Raw genomic sequence first — 4,332 nt, 5'->3', positions numbered from 1 at the left:
GACAAGGACCCGGCCGCCGCGGCCCGGCTGTCCGCGGCCCGTGCGGCCGTGTCGGAGCTGGCCGAGGGGCTGAACCTGCCCCAGGAGAACCTGATCACCCCGGACACCGTGCGCCGGCTGTGCTGGGAGCCGCCCCGGAACGCCGACACGAGCGCGGTGGCGGAGGCCCTGGCGGGCTACGGCGCCCGCCCGTGGCAGATCGAACAGGTCACCCCGGCCCTGGTGGCGGCCCTGCAGGCGTCCGCCTCCTGACCCGTGCTCCCCGAGAGCCCCCGTCCCGCCTCCGCGGACGGGGGCTCTCACCGTTCCCGGCCACGGCGCCGGCGTGACCCCACCGCCGCACGGCGCGGTCCCACTCCGGCACGAAGCCGGCCCGGCCGCCGCCCGGGGCCATCGCCCGAACGGGCGGTCCCACCGGACCGAGCCGTCCTCGGGGTCCAGGCAGACCAGCCTGCTGAGGCGCTCGTGGACCACGACGCAGTCCCCGTCCACCGCCACGGCCCTCGGATCGCCCTGCTGGTGCAGGGGCCGCTCCCACCTCACGTACGCACTCACGGGCACCATCTTCCGTGCGCGCCGGCCGGCCCTCCGGGATGAGCGCGATGTGACCTTCGCCGCTCCCGGCCCCGGGACTGTCCACATGGGTTACCCGCAAGTAGCATGGGCCGGGTGAGCGCCCGCTCAGTGAGCCGGCGTCCACGCGCAGCAGTGCCATCCCGCACCTGGAGGAGAGCCAACGTGCCTCGTACCGTCAGGGACGTCGTCTTCGTCGACGGCGTCCGCACCCCGTTCGGCAAGGCGGGCCCGAAGGGCATCTACCACGAGACCCGCGCCGACGACCTCGTCGTGAAGGCGATCCGGGAGCTGCTGCGCCGCAACCCGGACCTGGACCCCAAGAAGATCGACGAGGTCGCCATCGCCGCGACCACCCAGATCGGCGACCAGGGCCTCACGCTGGGCCGCACGGCCGGCATCCTCGCGGGCCTCCCGCAGTCCGTCCCGGGCTACTCCATCGACCGCATGTGCGCCGGCGCGCTGACCGCCGTGACCGCCGTCGCGGGCGGTGTGGCCTTCGGTGCGTACGACGTCGCCCTCGCCGGCGGTGTCGAGCACATGGGCCGCCACCCCATGGGCGAGGGCGTGGACCCGAACCCGCGCTTCGTCTCCGAGAAGCTGGTCGACGAGTCCGCCCTGTTCATGGGCATGACCGCCGAGAACCTGCACGACCGGTACCCGACGATCACCAAGCTCCGCGCCGACGAGTACGCCGTGCGCTCGCAGGAGAAGGCCGCCAAGGCGTACGCCGACGGCAAGATCCAGCAGGACCTGGTCCCGATCTCGGTGCGCAACACCAACGCGGAGGTCGGCGAGACGGGCTGGGGCCTGGTCACCTCCGACGAGCCGATGCGCCCGGGCACCACGCTGGAGAACCTGGCGAACCTGAAGACCCCGTTCCGTACGCACGGCCGGGTCACCGCGGGCAACGCCGCCGGTCTCAACGACGGTGCCACCGCCGCGATCATCGCGTCCGAGGACTTCGCCCGCGAGAACAACCTCCCGGTCAAGATGCGCCTCGTCTCCTACGCCTTCGCGGGCGTGGAGCCGGAGGTCATGGGCTACGGCCCGATCCCGGCCACGGAGAAGGCCCTCGCCCAGGCGGGCCTGTCCATCGAGGACATCGGTCTCTTCGAGATCAATGAGGCCTTCGCGGTCCAGGTCCTCGCGTTCCTGGAGCACTACGGCATCGCCGACGACGACGCCCGCGTCAACCAGTACGGCGGCGCGATCGCCTTCGGCCACCCGCTGGCCTCCTCCGGCGTCCGCCTGATGACGCAGCTGGCCCGCCAGTTCGAGGAGCAGCCGCACGTCCGCTACGGCCTGACCACGATGTGCGTCGGCTTCGGCATGGGCGCCACGGTCATCTGGGAGAACCCGAACTTCGACGCCGAGGGAGACTCCAAGTGAGCACCACCGCTGAGCTCCTGAAGGGCGCGGCCGAGCTGTTCCCGGACGAGGTCGTCACGTCCGCGCACGTCCGCCACCTGGACCTGCCGTTCGGCGCCGGGCGCTTCGCGCTCATCACGCTGGACAACGGCTTCGACCACACCAAGCCGACCACCTTCGGCCCGCAGTCCCTCGCGAACCTGAACGCGGCGATCGACCAGGTCGAGCAGGAGGCCACCGCCGGCACCATCGTCGGCGCGGGCATCACCGGCAAGCCGTTCATCTTCGCCGTGGGCGCCGACCTCAAGGGCGTCGAGCTGCTGAAGAAGCACGACGAGGCGCTCGCCATCGGCAAGGGCGGCCACGACGTCTTCAAGCGCCTCTCCGCGCTGGCCGTCCCCACCTTCGCGTACTACAACGGCGCGGCGATGGGCGGCGGTGTCGAGGTCGGCCTGCACTGCTCGTACCGCACCGTCTCGAAGGCCATCCCGGCCTTCTCGCTGCCCGAGGTCTTCCTCGGCCTGGTTCCGGGCTGGGGCGGCTGCGCCATCCTCCCGAACCTGATCGGTGCGGAGCGCGCGGTCTCGGTGATCATCGAGAACTCGCTGAACCAGAACCGCCAGCTCAAGGGCAAGCAGGTCTTCGAGCTCGGCATCGCCGACGCGATCTTCGAGGGCGCGGACTTCCTGGAGCAGTCCCTGATCTGGACCGCGAAGGTCCTGAAGGGCGAGACCGAGGTCGTACGGGCCGAGGTCGAGCGCGGCGAGGCCTGGGACGCGGCCGTCGCCAAGGGCCGCTCCATCGCGGACTCCAAGGTGCACGGCGCCGCTCCGGCCGCCTACCGCGCGCTGGAGATCATCGCCGCGGCCAAGGACGGCGACCTGCAGGCCGGCTTCGACGCCGAGGACAAGGCCCTGGCCGACCTCATCATGGGCGGCGAGCTGCGCTCGGGCATCTACGCCTTCAACCTGGTCCAGAAGCGCGGCAAGCGCCCGGCCGGCGCCCCGGACAAGTCCCTGGCCCGTCCGGTCACCAAGGTCGGCGTGGTCGGCGCGGGCCTGATGGCCTCGCAGCTGGCGCTGCTGTTCCTGCGCCGCCTGGAGGTGCCGGTGGTCCTCACCGACATCGACCAGGAGCGCGTGGACAAGGGTGTGGGCTACGTCCACGCCGAGATCCAGAAGCTGCTCGACAAGGGCCGGATCAACCAGGACAAGGCCAACCGCCTGACCGCCCTGGTGACCGGTGTCCTGGACAAGGCCGAGGGCTTCGCGGACGCGGACTTCATCATCGAGGCCGTGTTCGAGGAGATGTCCGTCAAGCAGAAGGTGTTCGCGGAGGTCGAGGCGGTCGCCCCGGCGCACGCGATCCTCGCCACCAACACCTCCTCGCTGTCGGTGTCGGAGATGGCCTCCAAGCTCCAGCACCCGGAGCGCGTGGTCGGCTTCCACTTCTTCAACCCGGTCGCGATCCTCCCGCTGCTGGAGATCGTCCGCGGTGAGCGGACCGACGACGCCTCGCTGGCCACCGCCTTCGGTGTCGCCAAGAAGCTGAAGAAGACGGCCGTGCTGACGAAGGACGCCCCGGCGTTCGTCGTGAACCGCATCCTGACCCGCTTCATGGGCGAGATCCAGAACGTCATCGACGAGGGCACCCCGGTGGCCACCGCCGAGAAGGCCATCGAGCCGCTGGGCCTGCCGATGTCCCCGCTGGTGCTGCTGGAGCTCGTCGGCCCGGCGATCGGTCTGCACGTGTCCGAGACGCTGAACCGCTCCTTCCCGGAGCGCTTCACCGTGTCGCCGAACCTCAAGCGGGTCGTCGAGGCGGGCAAGCGCGGGTTCTACGTCTACTCCGCCGAGAACGGCTTCAAGCCGGAGCTGGACCCCGAGGTCGCCGCGCTCCTGGTGCAGGGCGACTCCGTCCTGACGGAGGAGCAGGTCCGCGACCGGGTCCTGGACGCGGTGGCGCAGGAGATCGGCCTGATGCTGGAGGAGGGTGTCGTGGCCGAGGCCCAGGACATCGACCTCTGCCTCATCACCGGTGCGGGCTGGCCCTTCCACCTGGGCGGCATCACCCCGTACCTGGACCGTGAGGGCGTCTCGGAGCGGGTGAACGGCAAGAAGTTCCTCGCCCCGGGCGTCGCCAGCGTCCCGGCGTAACGCAGCACGGAACGAAGGAAGGCCCCGTCCGCACCTGGTGCGGACGGGGCCTTCCCCTTTTCCCCGGTTCACCTGCGGCCGAGTCTGCCGCTCTTGAGCAGGCGCTGGGCGGCGGGCGAGGCCGGGTTGAGGGTGAGGGCCTGCCGGGCGGCCTGGCGGCGCAGGTCGTCGCCCCGCTTGCCGAGCTTCGCGGCGGTCTCGGCGATCCGCAGCCAGACCAGGGCGCGGGTGC

General features: G+C 71.2%; 2 protein-coding genes and 1 pseudogene. All 3 read left to right on the top strand.

Translation table 11 applies throughout. The annotated features are described in order from the left end of the window. Positions 1-252, top strand: a pseudogene (locus tag VR44_RS04405) (ribonuclease D); the annotation flags it as partial. A 486-nt stretch (positions 253-738) separates the two neighbouring features. Beyond that, complete coding sequence (locus VR44_RS04400; RefSeq protein WP_045946025.1) at positions 739-1,965, top strand: thiolase family protein; 1,227 nt, start codon at positions 739-741, stop codon at positions 1,963-1,965. Then, on the top strand, positions 1,962-4,100 hold the full coding sequence (locus VR44_RS04395; RefSeq protein WP_045946024.1) for a 3-hydroxyacyl-CoA dehydrogenase NAD-binding domain-containing protein: 2,139 nt from the start codon (positions 1,962-1,964) through the stop codon (positions 4,098-4,100). Before VR44_RS04400 ends, VR44_RS04395 begins: the two co-directional genes overlap by 4 nt. Positions 4,101-4,332: the final 232 nt, after the last annotated feature.

This window comes from Streptomyces katrae (genome assembly GCF_000966975.1).
Taxonomy (GTDB): domain Bacteria; phylum Actinomycetota; class Actinomycetes; order Streptomycetales; family Streptomycetaceae; genus Streptomyces; species Streptomyces katrae.
Note: the sequence above shows the minus strand (reverse complement) of the source record. Positions and strands in the feature narration are given on the sequence as shown.